This is a genomic window from Pseudomonas sp. TNT2022 ID642, assembly GCF_028656995.1.
Classification (GTDB): Bacteria; Pseudomonadota; Gammaproteobacteria; order Pseudomonadales; family Pseudomonadaceae; genus Aquipseudomonas.
Genome location: NZ_JAMDGW010000012.1, coordinates 125,599 through 142,661 on the forward strand (window position 1 = coordinate 125,599; position 17,063 = coordinate 142,661).

General features: G+C 59.7%; 12 protein-coding genes. 5 read left to right on the forward strand and 7 right to left on the reverse strand.

The annotated features are described in order from the left end of the window. Nucleotides 1-10: 10 nt before the first annotated feature. The 3 genes from macA to M5G26_RS12825 all read left to right on the forward strand — a co-directional run bounded on the left by macA (nucleotide 11) and on the right by M5G26_RS12825 (nucleotide 4,182). Nucleotides 11-1,159 carry a macrolide transporter subunit MacA gene (gene macA, locus M5G26_RS12815; protein WP_273915567.1) on the forward strand — a complete coding sequence of 383 codons (1,149 nt, stop codon included), beginning with the start codon at nucleotides 11-13 and terminating at the stop codon, nucleotides 1,157-1,159. Nucleotides 1,160-1,161: 2 nt separating this feature from the next. Then, nucleotides 1,162-3,120 (forward strand): MacB family efflux pump subunit, encoded by a 1,959-nt coding sequence (locus tag M5G26_RS12820; RefSeq protein WP_273915568.1) that lies wholly within the window; start codon nucleotides 1,162-1,164, stop codon nucleotides 3,118-3,120. A gap of 696 nt (nucleotides 3,121-3,816) precedes the next feature. Further along, nucleotides 3,817-4,182, forward strand: coding sequence for a DUF6124 family protein (locus M5G26_RS12825; RefSeq protein WP_095118446.1), 366 nt, complete (start codon nucleotides 3,817-3,819; stop codon nucleotides 4,180-4,182). 362 nt (nucleotides 4,183-4,544) lie between these two features. On the opposite strand, the gene M5G26_RS12830 is transcribed toward M5G26_RS12825, so the two are convergent. Beyond that, nucleotides 4,545-5,291 (reverse strand): helix-turn-helix domain-containing protein, encoded by a 747-nt coding sequence (locus M5G26_RS12830; RefSeq protein WP_273915569.1) that lies wholly within the window; start codon nucleotides 5,289-5,291, stop codon nucleotides 4,545-4,547. A gap of 320 nt (nucleotides 5,292-5,611) precedes the next feature. Here M5G26_RS12830 and ycaC point away from each other — a divergent pair, with 320 nt between their 5' ends. Beyond that, the gene (gene ycaC, locus M5G26_RS12835; protein WP_007916011.1) at nucleotides 5,612-6,244 is read left to right on the forward strand and encodes an isochorismate family cysteine hydrolase YcaC; all 633 of its coding nucleotides are present in this window, start codon (nucleotides 5,612-5,614) and stop codon (nucleotides 6,242-6,244) included. An 87-nt stretch (nucleotides 6,245-6,331) separates the two neighbouring features. Here ycaC and M5G26_RS12840 read toward each other — a convergent pair whose 3' ends face one another. Both M5G26_RS12840 and M5G26_RS12845 read right to left on the reverse strand, forming a co-directional pair. After that, nucleotides 6,332-7,354 carry an alpha/beta hydrolase gene (locus tag M5G26_RS12840; RefSeq protein ID WP_273915570.1) on the reverse strand — a complete coding sequence of 341 codons (1,023 nt, stop codon included), beginning with the start codon at nucleotides 7,352-7,354 and terminating at the stop codon, nucleotides 6,332-6,334. Between the two features lie 185 nt (nucleotides 7,355-7,539). Continuing rightward, nucleotides 7,540-8,790, reverse strand: coding sequence for an MFS transporter (locus tag M5G26_RS12845; protein WP_273915571.1), 1,251 nt, complete (start codon nucleotides 8,788-8,790; stop codon nucleotides 7,540-7,542). 265 nt (nucleotides 8,791-9,055) lie between these two features. Between M5G26_RS12845 and M5G26_RS12850 the strand changes: the two genes are divergently transcribed. Then, a complete protein-coding gene (locus M5G26_RS12850; protein ID WP_134177819.1) occupies nucleotides 9,056-10,603 on the forward strand; it encodes a sensor domain-containing diguanylate cyclase in 1,548 nt (515 codons plus the stop codon). On the opposite strand, the gene M5G26_RS12855 is transcribed toward M5G26_RS12850, so the two are convergent. From M5G26_RS12855 to M5G26_RS12870, 4 genes are all read right to left on the reverse strand, one after another. Then, complete coding sequence (locus M5G26_RS12855) at nucleotides 10,565-13,027, reverse strand: PAS domain-containing protein (protein WP_273915572.1); 2,463 nt, start codon at nucleotides 13,025-13,027, stop codon at nucleotides 10,565-10,567. The two genes, M5G26_RS12850 and M5G26_RS12855, sit on opposite strands and share 39 nt — an antisense overlap. Nucleotides 13,028-13,153: 126 nt before the next feature. Beyond that, a complete protein-coding gene (locus M5G26_RS12860; RefSeq protein ID WP_273915574.1) occupies nucleotides 13,154-14,692 on the reverse strand; it encodes a cryptochrome/photolyase family protein in 1,539 nt (512 codons plus the stop codon). 281 nt (nucleotides 14,693-14,973) lie between these two features. Continuing rightward, entirely contained in the window at nucleotides 14,974-16,098 is a 1,125-nt protein-coding gene (locus M5G26_RS12865) for an alkene reductase (RefSeq protein WP_273915576.1), read from the reverse strand. 105 nt (nucleotides 16,099-16,203) lie between these two features. After that, nucleotides 16,204-16,881, reverse strand: a complete 678-nt coding sequence (locus M5G26_RS12870) for a type 1 glutamine amidotransferase domain-containing protein (protein ID WP_273915577.1) — start codon at nucleotides 16,879-16,881, stop codon at nucleotides 16,204-16,206. Nucleotides 16,882-17,063 lie beyond the last annotated feature (182 nt).

Consider the following 17,063-nt stretch of genomic DNA (forward strand, 5'->3'; position numbering starts at 1 on the left):
GTGGTTATTTATGGAAAAGTCGAAGTTGCGCAAAGTCGGTATGGGTTTGGCGTTGGTGGCAGTGGCGGGATTGGCGTTCTACGCGGTGCAGGCACCGGCCGAGGCGCCGCAATACCTGACCGCGCCGGTTGAACGCAGTGATATTGAAAACGCGGTGCTGGCCACCGGGTTGCTTGAAGGCATCAAACAAGTTGACGTCGGTGCGCAAGTGTCAGGGCAATTGAAGTCGCTCAAGGTCAAGGTCGGCGACAAGGTGAAGAAGGGCCAGTGGCTGGCGGAAATCGACCCGTTGGTATTGCAGAACACCCTGCGTCAGGCCCAGGTTGATGAGGAAAACCTGCAGGCACAAAAACGCGCCACGCAGGCTCAACTAAGGCAGACCAAAGCGATTTACGAGCGCTACAAGAACCTGCAGAACGACGCGTCGATTTCGCGCCAGGATTTCGAAAACGCCGAGTCGAACTATCAGGTACAACAGGCCAACCTGATGTCACTGGATGCGCAGATCAAAAGCGCGCACATCCAGATCGACACGGCCAAGGTCAATCTGGCGTATACGCGCATCGTTGCGCCGATCGATGGCGACGTGGTCGGCGTGGTCACTCAAGAAGGGCAAACGGTGATCGCCAGCCAACTGGCGCCGGTCCTGCTGAAACTGGCGGATCTGGACACCATGACGGTGAAAGCGCAGGTGTCCGAAGCCGATGTGATTCACATTGCGCCGGGGCAAGAGGTGTATTTCACCATTCTCGGCGAGGACAAACGTTACTACGCGAAATTGCGCGGCACGGACCCGGCGCCACAGAACTTTCTTGAAACGCCGCCCGCCGGTACGCCGAAGCAAAGCAGCGCGGTGTTCTACAACGCCTTGTTCGAGGTGCCGAACCCTGACCATCGTTTGCGCATTTCGATGACCGCGCAGGTGCGCATTATCCTCGACACCGCCAAGTCGGTGCTGACCGTGCCGGTCGCGGCGCTCGGGCCGCGCAATGCCGATGGCAGTTTTCCGGTACGGGTGCTGGACGCCAAGGGCCACGCGCAGTCGCGCAATGTGCAGACCGGGATCAACAACAACGTCAAAGTGCAGATCAATGATGGCTTGGCGGAAGGTGATCGCGTGGTCATCGGTGATCCGCTGACCAATGTCGCGGGGGCCTGAGTATGACTGAGCCACTGCTACAACTGACCGGAATCACCCGCAGTTTCACCGCTGGCGACCGCGAGTTTCTCGCGCTGAAGAACATCAACCTGACGATCAATGCCGGGGAAATGGTCGCGATCATTGGCGCCTCTGGCTCGGGCAAATCGACGCTGATGAACATCCTCGGTTGCCTCGATTACGCCACCGCCGGCAGCTACAAGATCAACGGCCAGGAAACCCGCGATCTCGACAATCAGGCCCTGGCCGAACTGCGCCGCGACTACTTCGGTTTCATCTTTCAGCGCTACCACTTGCTGCCGCATTTGAGCGCGATGCACAACGTCGAGATGCCGGCGATTTACGCCGGGACGCCGCAGCTTCAGCGCCATGCCCGTGCCCGCGAGTTGCTGGCGCGGCTGGGCCTGGAAGGGCATTTGACGCATCGGCCGAGCCAGCTCTCCGGCGGCCAGCAGCAGCGGGTGAGTATCGCCCGGGCCTTGATGAATGGCGGCGAAGTGATCCTCGCCGACGAGCCGACGGGCGCCCTCGACACTGCCAGCGGCAAAGAGGTGATGCGTATCCTGCTGGAGCTGCACGCGGCAGGGCACACGGTGATTCTGGTGACTCACGACCCGAAAGTCGCGGCCAATGCCGAGCGCATCATTGAAGTAAGTGACGGCGAAATCCTCAGCGACCGCGCCAACGAGCGCGACACCACGCACCTGCTCAGCGAAGAACCGGTAGCCCCGAAAGCCACAGCTTCACGGCGGTTGGTGGCCAGTCTCGGGCTGTTCAAAGAAGCGTTCGCCATGGCCTGGGTGGCGTTGATTTCCCACCGCATGCGCACCTTGCTGACCATGCTTGGCATTGTCATTGGCATCACCTCGGTGGTGTCGATTTCCGCAGTTGGGGAGGGCGCGAAGAACTACGTGCTCAAGGACATCGCGGCGATTGGCAGCAACACCATCGATGTCTATCCCGGCAGCAGTTACGGCGACAAACGTGCGGCGGCCATCGAAACCCTGACGCCTGCCGATGTCACCGCCCTGAATCAGCTGTACTACGTCGACAGCGCCACGCCGATGATTGGCCGCAGCCTGTTGCTGCGTTATCGCAATATCGACCTGGATGCGCAGGTCAACGGCGTCAGCGACCAATACTTCAAGGTGCGCGGGATCAAGATGGCCGCCGGGATCCCGTTCAGCGAGAACGATGCGCGACGCCAGGCACAGGTGGTGGTCATCGATCACAACACCCGTCAGCGTCTGTTCGGGCAGGATGTTGACCCGTTAGGCCAGGTGATTTTGATCGGCAACCTGCCGTGCACAGTGATCGGCGTGGCCGCGCAGGATAAAAGCCTCTTCGCTTCGGGCAAAACCCTCAACGTCTGGGTGCCCTACGAAACCGCCGCCGGGCGGGTGTTGGGCCAGCGTTATCTGGACAGCATCAGCGTGCGCATGAAGGACGGCCAACCAAGTAAAGTGGTGGAAGAGCACGTCACCCAACTGTTGCTGCAACGTCACGGCACCAAGGATTTTTTCACCAACAACCTCGACAGCGTCTTGCAGACCGTGCAGAAAACCAGCCGCTCGCTGGCGTTGTTGCTGTCGCTGATTGCGGTGATTTCTTTGGTGGTGGGCGGCATCGGGGTTATGAATATCATGCTGGTGTCGGTGACCGAACGGACCCGCGAGATTGGTATTCGTATGGCAGTGGGCGCGCGGCAGTCGGACATTCGTCAGCAGTTTCTGGTGGAGGCGGTGATGGTGTGTCTGTTGGGCGGGGCGATCGGGATTTCCCTGTCGTATGCGATCGGGCATTTGTTTTCGGTGTTTATCAAGGAGTGGGAGATGGTGTTTTCGCTGGCGTCGGTGCTTACGGCGGTGGTGTGCTCGACGTTGATCGGGATTGTGTTCGGCTTTGTGCCGGCACGGAATGCTTCGCGGCTTGATCCGATTGAGGCGTTGGCTCGGGATTAAAAGCGGACCCTCATCAAACCTGCTGGGCATTGCACAGGTCTTGATGTTGAGGGAATTGCCCTCACCCTAACCCTCTCCCAGAGGGAGAGGGGACTGATCTCGGTGTTCTTTCGAGGTACACCGACGTGAGATACCGAGTCGAACTCAGAATTTGAAGCGCACCGAGATCGGCTCCGACCTGAAATATCGCGTCGAACTCAGGCTCGAAAACTACACAAATCTGCTCCCTTTCCCCCTCGCCCCTCTTGGGGGAGAGGGCTGGGGTGAGGGGGGGAATCCCACTGACACACCGCAACACCTGAAACCACCACCATCCAGTTTTTCCATCAATAAACGCCACGCCGTGAGCGCGTTTAAATTACACGACCCGTTACGTCATGCCGCCTACAACACCTTGCGTCGTTACCTACGCGTACGCCAGAATCCGCCGGCTTACGCGGCTATGGGTCGGGATATATCGTTTGCCTGTCACTGCAAATCAGTGATCGGGTTTGGTAGCCCGCTTCGGTACCGCCGTATGGCGCCACCTGATGCAGTCTCTTTTTGCGGCTGCGTTTTATATGGTGGACATGCGTGGGGCTCATTCATGAGCGCCGGGTTTCCGTATCGACCGGTCTACCAACCCGCGCATGGCCGCCACCTTCGTTTGGTAGCGAAAGTGATGGCTCCGGTTAATTTCGATACGAGACTTTATCTATGTTCAAAGCCACACCCAACCCACCAGATACCGATCCAATCCCCTACGACGCCGCGCTCGAACCTCAAAACATCAAAGAGGCTACAGAGCGGGCGATCAATTTCTACCTCAACCCTTCCGCGCTCAAAACCTCAAAACCCACTCGCAAAACCGGCAAGATCTACCTGATCGACCCCACCATCGACGACGAAACCCTGCTCGTTGAAGCCTACGAATCGTTGTCATCGGCCAGTGACATGGCCCGCGACCTTGCCGACTTGGTCGACAGTCCTCACCGCAAAAAGATGCTGATCCTGCAGCAGGTGATCATGTTGAGTGAATTGGTGGTGAGTCGCGTCCTCGACAATCAGCGCTTGCCCAACTAATTGCGAAACTGCCGCGCGATGGAGCCTGCTCCCTCGCTGCGCAGAAGGAGTTTGAGCTTATGTCCAAGACATCCGATCCGCCGGTTAGGCTTTGGAGCACGTCGCGGGAGTGCCCTCACCCTAACCCTCTCCCAGAGGGAGAGGGGACTGACCGAGATGTTCTTTCGAGCTACGCCGACCTGAAATATCGCGTCGAACTCAGGTTTTGAACAGCACAAAGATCGGCTCAAAAGTCGAACTCAGTTTCGAATTCAACCGAGATCGGCTCCCTTCCCCCTCGCCCCCTTTGGGGGAGAGGGCTGGGGTGAGGGGGGAAATCTCACTGACACACCCAAAAAACCGAAACCCTCAATCCCGGTGTATCAAGCCGCACTCGACGCCAACGTCTCCAACGGCGAATACATCCAGCGCATCAACGAATGCCGCCCGCTGATGCCCAATTTGATCGCCGCCCGTTTCAAGTAGCTCTCCACGGTGTTGACCTTCAACGCCAATTGTTCAGCCAGCTCCGGCGCCGTGCGCCCGGCGAGCAGGCCGACACAGACTTCGGTTTCGCGGTTCGACAGGCTCAGCCCCAACTGCACCAGGCGCTCGTCAAAGCGCAGGCGCAAGGTTTCCAGGCCGCTGCCTTCGGCTGCTTCGGACGGGGTTTGTGGTTCAAGGCTGGCCGGTTGCAGGGCGTTGATGTGTTTTTCCACCATTGGCAACAGCACCGGAGAAATGTCCTGCAACAGGCTGCGCTCCTGCGCGGAAAAACGCTGCGACTCGCCGTTGCGGTACACCGAAATCACGTAGCGGTAGCCGTCCTTGCGCCGGGTCAGGTGCAGTTGCGAGGCGTCCGCGCTGGTCGCGGCCGGCGGACTCTGTAAATGGTGGGCCGCCGCACTGTGTTCGGAAAACACCGTTTCGGCGAGCAGGGCCGGCTCTTTCAGCGGCTCCGGCTCACTGCGGCTCGACGCGCGGCTCACCGGTTCGACGCGCATCTGCCGGATATGCGTGGCGTCCACCGCCAGTTGCGTCAGGATCAGGTCATGCAGCATGCGCGGAAAGTGCCGGCTGCCGGTGCTGGCGATGACCTTGCCGATGTGGGGGAACAAGTGTGAATTCATATGCGTGTCATCCCTGAGAGACGTTAATTCATAAACATCTGCCGCCCTGTCGACTATCTCCTTGGTCGACGAAATACGGCAGACTTGGATCCTATCCTAGTACAACGTTTGAGCGACGGTTTAATGAAGGTGTTATTAGCTAATAACCGCGGCTCTGTTGGCTTGAGGATGAAAACGCTGAGGGTCCTGTGACTGAATTGTCCTGTTCAGGTTGACGGTGAAACGCGTTTCAACCGATTTATCCCTTTTCGATGCGTCAGTAACCTGTACACAACTTGAACGCAACAACAACTTTCCAACATTGAAAAGGGACGCCCACCATGACCACTCCAACCTACAACCGCCTCAACAAAGACGACGCCATCGTGCTGCTGGTCGACCACCAGACCGGCCTGATTTCTCTGGTGCAGGACTTCTCGCCCAACGAATTCAAGAACAACGTGCTGGCCCTGGCCGATCTGGCCAAGTTCTTCGAACTGCCGACCATCCTCACCACCAGTTTCGAACAAGGCCCGAACGGCCCGCTGGTGCCGGAACTGAAAGAGATGTTCCCGGATGCGCCATACATTGCTCGTCCAGGTCAGATCAACGCGTGGGACAACGAAGATTTTGTGAAGGCGATCAAAGCTACCGGGCGCAAGCAGATCATCATTGCCGGTGTGGTCACGGATGTCTGCGTAGCGTTCCCGACCTTGTCGGCGCTGGCGGAGGGGTTTGATGTGTTTGTGGTGACTGATGCGTCCGGCACCTTCAACACCACCGTGCAACAAGCCGCGTGGAGCCGCATGACCCAGGCTGGCGCACAGATGATGAACTGGTTCTCGGTGGCCTGTGAGCTGCACCGCGACTGGCGCAACGACATTGAAGGCTTGGGCAATCTGCTGTCGCAGCGGATCCCTAACTACCGCAACCTGATGAACAGCTACTCGGCGCTGACGGCTCAGCAGAAGTAAGCTGACGTGCTGCAAACGAAAAGCCTGCCCTGAAAAGCAGGCTTTGTCGTGTCTGCGCTTTAAAGCGCTGGCAGCGTTGCGATGACGTTACTTCAGGTTATGGCTGAAAAACGTGGTCAATTTGGCGAAGGGAATCAGGTTGACCCGGTCGTACAAGTCGACATGGCCGGCCCCTGGAATGATCAGCAGCTCTTTGGGCTCGGCTGCGCGCTGGTACGCGTCTTCACTGAACTCGCGGGAGTGCGCCTGAGCACCGGCGATGAACAGCAGCGGGCGCGGGGAGATGCTCTCGATGTCATTGAACGGGTAGAAGTTCATGAACTTCACATTGCTGACCAGCGTCGGCATGGTGGTGGTCTGCGGCGAAGCGCCGGTCGGGGTGACCTGGCCACGCGGGGTGCGGTAGAAATCGTAGAACTCGTCACCCACCGCGTTGCCGGTGAGTTTCAGCGGTGTGCCGCCGGTGTAGCGGACCGGGCCGCCCCAGGCCTGCGCGTTGCGCTGCTGCGCCGCCTGTTCAATGATCGATTGGCGTTGCGCTGGCGTGAGCGAATGCTTGAGGCCGTTACGGTTGGCGGCGCCCATGTCGTACATGCTGACGGTGGCAATCGCCTTCAAACGTGGGTCGATCTTGGCGGCACTGATGGCGAAGCTGCCGCTGCCGCAAATACCGATGACGCCGATACGCTCGCGATCGACCAGTGGGCGAGTGCCGAGAAAGTCCACCGCCGCGCTGAAGTCTTCGGCGTAAATGTCCGGCGCAACCGACTGGCGTGGCAGGCCCTCGCTTTCGCCCCAGAAGGACAAGTCGAACGACAGCGTGACAAAGCCTTGTTCGGCCATTTTGGTCGCGTAGAGATTGGCACTTTGCTCCTTCACTGCGCCCATCGGGTGGCCGACGATGATCGCGGCATTTTTTGACTGTGGGTCGAGGTTCTTCAGGCTGAACAGATTGCCTGCGACCTTCATTCCGTACTGGTTCTTGAAGGTGACCTTTTCCACGGTCACTTTATTGCTGGTGTAGAAGTTGTCTGCGCCGTTCGACATATCGGCTCCCATGGCTGAAAAAGTACTGAAGAGCAGCCCGAAGGCCAAGCAAAAACCTTTCACTGGAATGTCCTTGCGATTGAGGGTTTATTCGTCTGAGCCTGTGCACGAACATTCTCTCGATCAGCGCCTCAGCGCCGAAGTGCATTCCTCTGGATTGCTTGCCTGATCCACTGAATCTGGATTTTTAACGCCGCGCAGACGCGATATGGCAGCGATGAGAGGGCAGGGACGGCTATGGATTACGCTCAGGATTCAGCGCTGGCCTCAATCACACCGCTTTCAGCCTGACGAGCGTTGCGCTGGGTTTCCGGCACCCCGACCCCAAGCAACACAACCGCCACCGCCGCAATCCCAGCCAGGGTCAGAAACGCCGCGCTGTAACCAGCCTCTTGCACGACGAATCCGGCGAGGCCGTTGCTCAGTGCCGCACCGAGTCCGAAGGCTGTCGTCAGTGCGCCGAGGCTGACGTTGAAGTGGCCGGTGCCCTGGGTGAGGTCCTTGACCATGATCGGAAACAAGGCGCCAAACAGACCGGCGCCGACGCCGTCGAGCAGCTGCACCGCGACCAGCCAGTAAGCATCGTCCGACAGCGTATAGAGCACACCGCGCAAGGGCAGGATCAGAAAACCGGCCAGCAGCAGCGGTTTGCGTCCCCACACATCAGCTTTCGCCCCGACCAGTAATGCCGCCGGCACCATCACCAGTTGCGCGGCGACGATGCAGGCCGAGGTCAGCGGGGTGGCCATCTGCAAATTGGCTTGCGCGAGTTTTTGACTCACCAGCGGCAACATCGCCGCGTTGGCGAGGTGGAACAGCGCACAGCAAATGGCGAACAGCAATAGCGGCCGGTTGCTCAGTAGCACCGACAAACCGGAAGGCTGGCGATGCCCGGCGTCGGCCGGATCCAGTCCGCGTGCCAGATCATGGTCTATGGCTGCTGGCGAAACGCAGGCGATAGCGATGACACTGGCCAGCGCCATGGCCGCCATCAGGTAGAACACCGCCACCGGGCCGAACAGATACGCGAACACGCCGGCGAGGAGGGCGGCGCAGGCATTGCCGGCATGATTGAAGGTTTCGTTGCGCCCGGTTCGGCGCGTAAACGCTCGTGGCCCGGTCATGCCCAAGGTGATTGCGCAAATGGCCGGGGCGAATATCGACGCGGCCATCGCACTCAGGGTTTGCGTCAACGCCACCCACGTGAACGACGTCACGAACGGCAGCAGCAGGCAACTGCCGGTTACCAGCAGCGCGGCGATCGCAATCAGCGCACGCTTGCGCCGGCTGTTGTCGACCCAGGCGCCGGCGGGTGTCTGGGTGATCAGTGCGGCGACCCCGGCGATGGTCATCACCAGGCCAATGCTCGCCGGCTCCCAGTGATGCACCGCCAACAGGTAAATGGCCAGATAGGGGCCGAGACCGTCGCGCACGTCGGCAAGGAAAAAGTTCAGGCTGTCCAGTGACAGGTTGTTGCGGCGATCGAGGTCAGCGGCCACGGCGGTATCTTCAATACTTGAGGTTTGCGGATGGATTCAACCTCAGCAAGCCTAATGACCAGCGGCCACGAATATAAGTTGCAGGCCGCCGCCGTGTCGTTGCGAAACAACGCCAAGGGGCTGAAAACGACGTTCCGTCATACGGTTGCTGCACGTTCGGCGCGCTACTTGTATCCTTGCGCCGGTCGAGGACATACGACCGCTGTTATTGCCTTGAATCAGTAACGGCCGGAACCGGAAACCGGACTTTCCATTAGGTACTTTCGTGAAGCGTGATACCCACCTCGTCATCCTCTTGCTGCTGGTCATCGGCTGCTCTCTGGCGTCGCTGACCATCTGGAAAGTGCTGTCCTCGCGCGATCGCGCGCTGGAGGAAGTCAACGTGCACGGGTTGAACCTGACCCAGGCACTGGAGACCTATTCCGAGGGCATTGTCCGGCAAAGTTCGCTGCTGTTGCTCGGGCTGGTCGAACGCCTGGAAACCGAAGGCAGTGGCCCCGCGCAGATCCAGCGCTTGGGTGCGCTGATCAACCGCCAGCAGCCGTTGATGCCACAAATGAGCGGGATCACCATCTATGACCGTCAGGGTCATTGGCTGATGTCGTCCAATCGACCGATCCCGGCGGGGGCCAACAGCAGTGATCGGGTCTACTTCATTCATCATCGTGACGACCCGAGCCGCGAACCTTTTATCGGGCCACCCATCCGTAGCCGTTCCAATCAGGAATGGGTGATCACCGTCAGCCGCCGTTTCAATGATGATCGCGGCGAGTTTGCCGGGGTCGTGGCCGTGACCTTGGGCGTGGAAAACTTCCTGCGCCTGTTCGGCAAACTCGACATCGGCCAGGACGGCGCCATCGGCTTGTCCTATACCGACGGCACGTTGCTGGTTCGCTACCCTTTCCGCGACCAGGACATGGGCCGCAACTTTTCCAAGTCGCCGATTTACGCCAAGTACCTGGTCGATCAATCGGTCGGCACCGCGTCTTATACCTCCAGCCTGGATGGTGTCGAGCGCCTCTACGCCTTCCGCAAAAGCGAGAAATTGCCGCTGATCACCACGGTCGCCATCGGCAAGCGTGAAGCGCTCACGGCGTGGCGCACGGAAGCGTTGTTGTCAGCTGTGGTGGTGGCGGGGCTGTTGGGGCTCACCGGTCTGATCGGCTGGTGCTTGATCCTCGATATTCGGCGCCGGACCCAGGTGGAAGGCGAACTGCGCATCGCTCAGCAGCAGTTGCTCGGTTCCAATCGACAGCTGGAACTGTTGGCGATGAAGGATGCGCTGACCGGGCTGGCGAATCGGCGCTGCTTTGATCAAACCCTGGCTTCAGAGGCGCGGCGGGCACAGCGCGCCGGATCGTCGCTGGCCTTGCTGATGATCGATATCGACTATTTCAAACGCTTCAATGATGCGCTTGGCCACGTTGCCGGTGACGCCTGTCTGCAGGCTGTCGCTAATGTGCTGGATGCGTGTGTGCGGCGGCCGTCGGATCTGGTGGCGCGCTACGGTGGCGAAGAGTTCGCCGTGATCATGCCCGATACCGACATTGGCGGCGCTGCGGTAGTGGCGCAGTTGATTATCGAGCGCTTGCAGCAAGCAGATATTGCCCATCCCGCCAGCCCCGTGACGCGCGTGAGCCTGAGCATCGGCATCGCTACCGCGCGCGGTGTGCACCTGGACCCGGTGCACGGCCTGATCGAGTGCGCCGATCAGGCGCTGTATCAAGCGAAGATGGCGGGGCGCAACAGATTCATGACGTCCCCTGTGCAACCCTTATTCGAGGTTGATGCACAGCAGGCCAGTGACCCGTGAAACCAGGGTGTCGACAGCAAAGGGCTTGGTCAGCACCTGCATGCCCGGGCCGAGTTGACCGTTACCGATCACCGAGTTTTCCGCATACCCGGTAATGAACAAAGTCTTCAGTTTCGGCCTGATTTGCCTGCCCGCATCGGCCATCTGCCGGCCGTTCATGCCGCCGGGCAAGCCGACATCGGTGATGAGCAAATCGATGTGCGCGCTGGAACGCAGGACTTCCAGACCTTCAACGCTGTCGGCCGCTTCGAGCAGGTTGTAGCCGAGGTCGTTCAGCACGTCCTTGAGCAGCGTGCGAACGCTGGGTTCGTCGTCAACAATCAGGATGGTTTCGCCGGCCTTGGCATGAGGCGTTGCGGAGCTTTGCGTGTCATCGTGATTGCGTTGCGTTTCGCCGACATAGCGCGGCAGGTAAACGCACATGGTCGTGCCTTGACCCACGGTCGATTGCACCCGCACCTGTCCGCCTGATTGCTTGGTAAAACCGTAGATCATCGACAGCCCGAGCCCGGTGCCCTGGCCCAGCGGTTTGGTGGTGAAAAACGGGTCGAAGGCCTTGGCGATCACTTCAGCGCTCATACCGGTACCGGTGTCGGCGACTGACAGGCACAGGTATTGCCCTTCGGGCATTTCCCGTATGCGCGCTGATTCAGCATCCAGGGTTCGATTGGCGGTTTCGACGGTGATGCTGCCGCCATCGGGCATCGCGTCGCGAGCGTTGATGCACAGGTTGAGCAGGGCGTTTTCCAGTTGGCTGGCATCGACCAGCGCCGGCCACAAATCGGCAGCGACGACCGTCTTCAGACGAATGCTCGGGCCGACGGTGCGCTGGATCAGTTCGCTCATGCCGGCAATCAGTGCGTTGACTTCTGTTGGCCGAGGATCGAGGGTCTGTCGCCGGGAGAAGGCCAGCAGGCGGTGGGTCAGGGCCGTCGCGCGTTTGGCCGCGTCCTGGGCGATCAGCATGTATTTGTCGATGTCGTTCAGACGGCCTTGGGCAATGCGTTTTTCCATCAGTTCAAGGGCGGCGCAAATGCCGGCCAACAGGTTGTTGAAGTCATGGGCCAGGCCGCCGGTGAGTTGCCCGACCGCTTCCATTTTCTGCGATTGCCGCAGCTTCTCCTCGGCCTGCATCAGCTCTGCGGTGCGCGCCGAGACCCGTTGTTCCAATGTGTCGTTGAGCGTCTTTAACGCGGCGGTGACCCGGTCGCGCTCGGCTTCGACGTTGCGCCGGTCTTCGACATCGATGAGCACGCCGGGAAAGCGTAAAGGCGTGCCGTCTTCGGCGCATTCGACGCGTCCGTTGGCTTCAATCCAGGTGTATTTGCCATCCGCACCGCGCACTCGGTATTGGTGCGAATAGGCACCTCCACGGGCAATGACTTCGTTGATCGCGGTTGTGAGTCCTTCCCTGTCGTCGGGGTGCACGGTCATCACTACTTGTTCCAGGCTCAGACCGTCGAGGCCCCACGCCGGATCGAGGTTGAGAACCCGGGCAAAGGCCTCATCGACGCTGAAGCGATCGCTGGGCAGGTGCCAGTGCCAGGTGCCGATAATGGCGCCGGCGGCCAGGGCGAGCTGGACTCGTTCGATGTTTTCCCGAGCGACGGCTTCGCTGATGCGTAAGCGTTCTTGCGCGTCGCGGCGCTCGGTGACATCGCTGAAGAAGATCGCAATCTGCCGATCGGCCGGGTCGCCGACGCGCACGGCGCGCACGTCGAACCAGCGTTCGAAAGTATTGGCGTAGTTCTCGAAGTTGGCTGGCTCGCCGGTCTTGGCCACATGGCCGTAGGTCTCGAACCAGAATTTCTCCAGGTTGGGCGCAAACTCGGTGACCCACTTGCCCCGCAGGTTGACCCCGGCCTGACGCTCGAACGCCGGGTTGGCCTCGACAAAGAAATAGTCGATGGGTTGGTCGTCGGCGTCGAATTTGACTTTGACGATGGCGAACGCCGCCTCGATGGTTTCCAGAATGGTGCTGAAGCGCTCTTCACTCTGGCGCAGTGCGGTTTCGGCGCTGCGCGAGCGAGTCAGGTCGAGCATCGCCCCGATCATGCGTTCGGCTTTGCCATCGGCATTGCGGATCAGGTGTCCGCGATCAAGCACTTCGGCGTATGAACCATCGTGGCAGAGGAAGCGGTACTCAGCGCTCCAGGTCGTGCCAGAGCCGTCAATCGCTGAGCGAATCGAGGTTGTCACGCGCGAGCGATCCTGCGTGTGAATCTGCGAAAAGCGCCAGTCACACGTCGGTTCTATGGCGGTTGATGCGTAGCCATACGCCTGTTGCAGCGAGTCGTTCCAGATGACTTGGTTGGTTTGCAGATCCCAGTCCCAGACGGCGTCGCAGGTTGCCTTGACAGCCAGGCGCAGGCGCGTGACCTCAGACTCAAGCTCCTCGCGAGTAAGCTGTTTCAGGATATTCACCCTTCATGCGTTGATTGTTGGTCTGCGTTCAATTGGCGTGTTCAAGCCATCTGCTTCACAAGGTTTGTGAGCCATTGACCCGGGGCCTCATGTTTTAGTTGCACGGGGATCAAGGCTCACGCGTTTTCATAGCGATTCGCCGCGATCCAGCCTGTCGAGCAGCCCTTGCCCGCGTTGCCACAAAGCCTCCTGCTTTTGCGGCGACATGCGATCAAGGTTTTTGTACATCATGCCCATGCGCTGATTGCCGCGCAGAAGGTCACCGTGGCGCATCAGAAAATGCCAGTACAACGCATTGAACGGGCAAGCGTTGTCGGCCGTGGTTTCGCGCACCGAGTAGGCACAGTCGCGACAGTAGTCGGACATCCGGTTGATGTACTGGCCGCTGGCGCAATAAGGCTTGGAACCGAGGTAACCGCCGTCGGCGTGCATGACCATGCCGAGGGTGTTGGGCAGCTCGACCCAATCGAAAGCGTCCATGTAAATCGCCAGATACCACTCACAGATCTGGCTTGGCGCGATGCCGGCGAGCAGGGCGAAATTGCCGGTGACCATCAGGCGCTGAATGTGATGGGCGTAGGCGTGTTTGAGGCTTTGGCCGATGGCCTGGCGCATGCAGTTCATCTTTGTGTCGCCGGTCCAGTAAAACTCTGGCAGGCGCCGCGTGTTACCGAAGGCATTGCCCTCGGCGTACTCGGGCATGTGCAGCCAGTAAACGCCCCGGACATATTCGCGCCAGCCGATCAATTGACGAATGAAACCTTCGGCGGCATTCAGGGCAATGTTGCCTGACCAATAGGCCGACTCCACGTCACTGCAGAGTTGACGCAGATCGAGCAAGCCAATGTTCAGTGCAGCGCTGATACGCGCATGGAACAGAAACGGCTCGTTGCTGGCCATGGCGTCCTGATAATCGCCGAAGCCGGCCAGGGCGTAATCGAGAAACCAGGCCCAGAGTGCCTGGGCATCGGCATGGGTCACCGGATAGTTGAAATCATCGAGGCTGCCGTAGTGACTGGCGAAGCGATCTTTGACCAGTGCGAGAACTTCGAGGGTGATTGCATCGTTGGTAAAACCCGCCGGGTAGGGCGCCTTTACCGTCTTGGGCAAGGGTTTGCGGTTGTCGGCATCAAAGTTCCAGGCGCCACCGACCGGCGTACCGTCACCATTGAGCAACAGACGACTTTTGCGGCGCATCTCGCGATAGAAAAACTCCATGCGCAACTGCTTCTTGCCCGCGGCCCACGCGCGGAATTCGTCGCGGCTGCACAGGAAGCGGCTGTCGGCATGCCAGTGGATTGGCAAGCCACAATCCTTCAGTGATTGCTCCAGACGCCAGTCGCCGCATTCGGTCAGGTGCACCTCGTTCGCTTGCAGCAGCGCCTGCCAGCGCTTTAATTCGCCGGGCACCGAGCCGCTGTTGTGCGGGTCGTCGAGGGTCACGTACTGCACCTGGAAGCCCTGGTTCTCCAGCGCCTGAGCGAAGTGACGCATGGCGCTGAAGATCAAGGCGATCTTTTGCGGATGATGAGCAACGTGGCTGGCTTCTTCCATGACCTCGACCAGCAGCACACGATCCTGTTTGCGATCCAGACCTGCCAATGAAGCCAGATCAAACGATAACTGGTCACCCAGAACGAGGCACAGCCGATGGGTTTTGTTCATTTCACGGATTCAGCGTAGTGAGCAGCGAGCTGCCGAATGGACGTTTACATGTTAAGTCCAGATAGTTGTACAGATTGTAGTCTGTGTATAGGTTTTTGTGCGGCGAATATTCACATCCCCCCTGCGGGAGCGAGCCTGCTCGCGAAGGCGTCGTCACATTCAACATTGTGAGTAACTGACCCGCCGCTTTCGCGAGCAGGCTCGCTCCCACAAGGGCTTGCACTCCGACTCGGATGAACGCTCCCGCTGTTGCGGGAGCGCTTGACGCCGCGTGGAAAGGCTTAGCCGGGATAAACGGGGTAGTCGGTGTAGCCCTCGGCGTTGCCGCCATACACCGTCGCCGGATTCAACGCATTCAACGGCCAGTCATTGGCAATCCGCGCCGGCAGATCGGGGTTGGCCATGAACGGGCGGCCGAAAGCGACGAAGTCTGCCAGCCCGGAATCGAGCAGTTGCGCGCCGGATTCCGCGGTGTAACGCCCGGCATAAATGATCGCGCCGCTGAAGGTGTCGCGCACCGCCTGACGGAACGTTTGTGGCATCGCCGGCGCGTTGTCCCAATCGGCTTCGGCGATCGACAGATAGGCGATGCCCACGTCCTGCAGCACTTTGATCGCTTCGATGTAGGTGGTGTGCGGGTTTTCCTCGACCATGCCCAAATAGGTACGCGCTTCATCGGTGGTAGTGAACAGCGGGGCGAAGCGCACGCCGACTTTTTCCTTGCCGATGCACTCGGCGACGCCGCCGACCACTTCCTTGAGAAAGCGCAGGCGGTTGTGCAGCGAGCCACCGTACTGATCGTCGCGCAAATTGCTGTGGGCGGAGATGAACTGGTTCACCAGATAACCGTTGGCGCAATGCAATTCGATGCCGTCGAAACCGGCGTCCATGGCGTTGCGTGCGGCCTGGATGTACAGCTGAACCAGTTCCTGCACTTCGTCGGTGCTCAGTGCACGCGGTGCCGACGGTGGCACCAGTTCACCGGCACCGGGCGCGGTTTCGATAAACACGCTGACCCGATCGGTAGCCACGGCGGAGGCCGAAACCGGCGCTGCGCCGTCGGGTTGCAGCGCGGTGTGGGAGACACGGCCGACGTGCCACAACTGGGCAAAAATCACCCCGTCCACGGCATGCACGGCGTCGGTGACTTTGCGCCAACCGGCGATTTGTTCAGGCGTATGAATGCCCGGCGTCCACGCGTAACCCTGGCCACGCGGTTCAATCTGCGTGCCTTCGGTGACCAGCAAACCGGCGCCGGCGCGCTGTTGGTAATACTCGGCCATCAGTTCATTGGCGATGTTGCCCGGTTGGGTGCTGCGCTGGCGGGTGAGGGGCGGCAGGACGATACGGTTTTTCAGGGTGTGGTTGCCGAGTTTGGCGGGTGTGAAGAACGTGCTGCTATTCATGGATTACCTTGTCTTGGCGTTTATTAGACCAGTCGACTATTGATCGGTTGAAAAAATAACGCCGAGCAAGACGCACTCGGCGTTAGGAAGGTTGGAAGCGAGGTTTTAGCCCAACATCTTCAGCAGTTTCTCGGCGACAGCGGCCGAGCTGGCAGGGTTCTGGCCAGTGACCAGCTGCCCGTCGGCGACCACATGAACCTGCCAGTCAGCCACTTTCGAATAATGGCCGCCGAGACGCTGGAACTCGTCCTCAATCAGGAACGGCACCACATCCGTCAGGCCAACTGCTTCTTCTTCGGAGTTGGTGAAACCGGTGACCTGGCGATGCTGCACCAGCGGTTTGCCGTCAGCGGTGAGGGCGTGACGCAACACACCCGGCGCATGGCAGACAAAACCGTGGGGTTTGTTGGCGCGGTCAAACGCTTCGATCAACGCGATCGACTGCTTGTCTTCGGCCAGGTCCCACAGTGGGCCGTGGCCGCCCGGGTAAAACACCGCATCGAAATCCTCAGCGCTGACGTCGGCCAAGCGCCCGGTATTGGCCAGTGCCTGCTGCGCGGCGGAGTCTTTGCGGAAGCGATCAGTCTCGGCAGTCTGCGCATCGGGCTCATCGCTTTTCGGGTCCAGCGGCGGCTGTCCACCGGCCGGCGAGACCAACGTGACGTCGACGCCGGCGTCCTTGAAGGCGTAGTAGGGCGCGGCGAACTCTTCCAGCCAGAAGCCGGTTTTCTTGCCGGTGTTGCCGAGTTGATCGTGGGAAGTCAAAACCATCAGGATTTTCATAGAGCACCTTGAGTCGATCAGGTGTCTTCGATTGAGCGAAGGATTCGCACATCGGCCACACCGGTCAGAAAACGTTTGTCGGGGCGCAGCATAGATTCCAATTAGACCAGTCGTCTAGTAATTTTTTATCCTGCGGTTTTTCATCGACAGGTATGGCAAACTTCCGTTCCTCGAAATATACG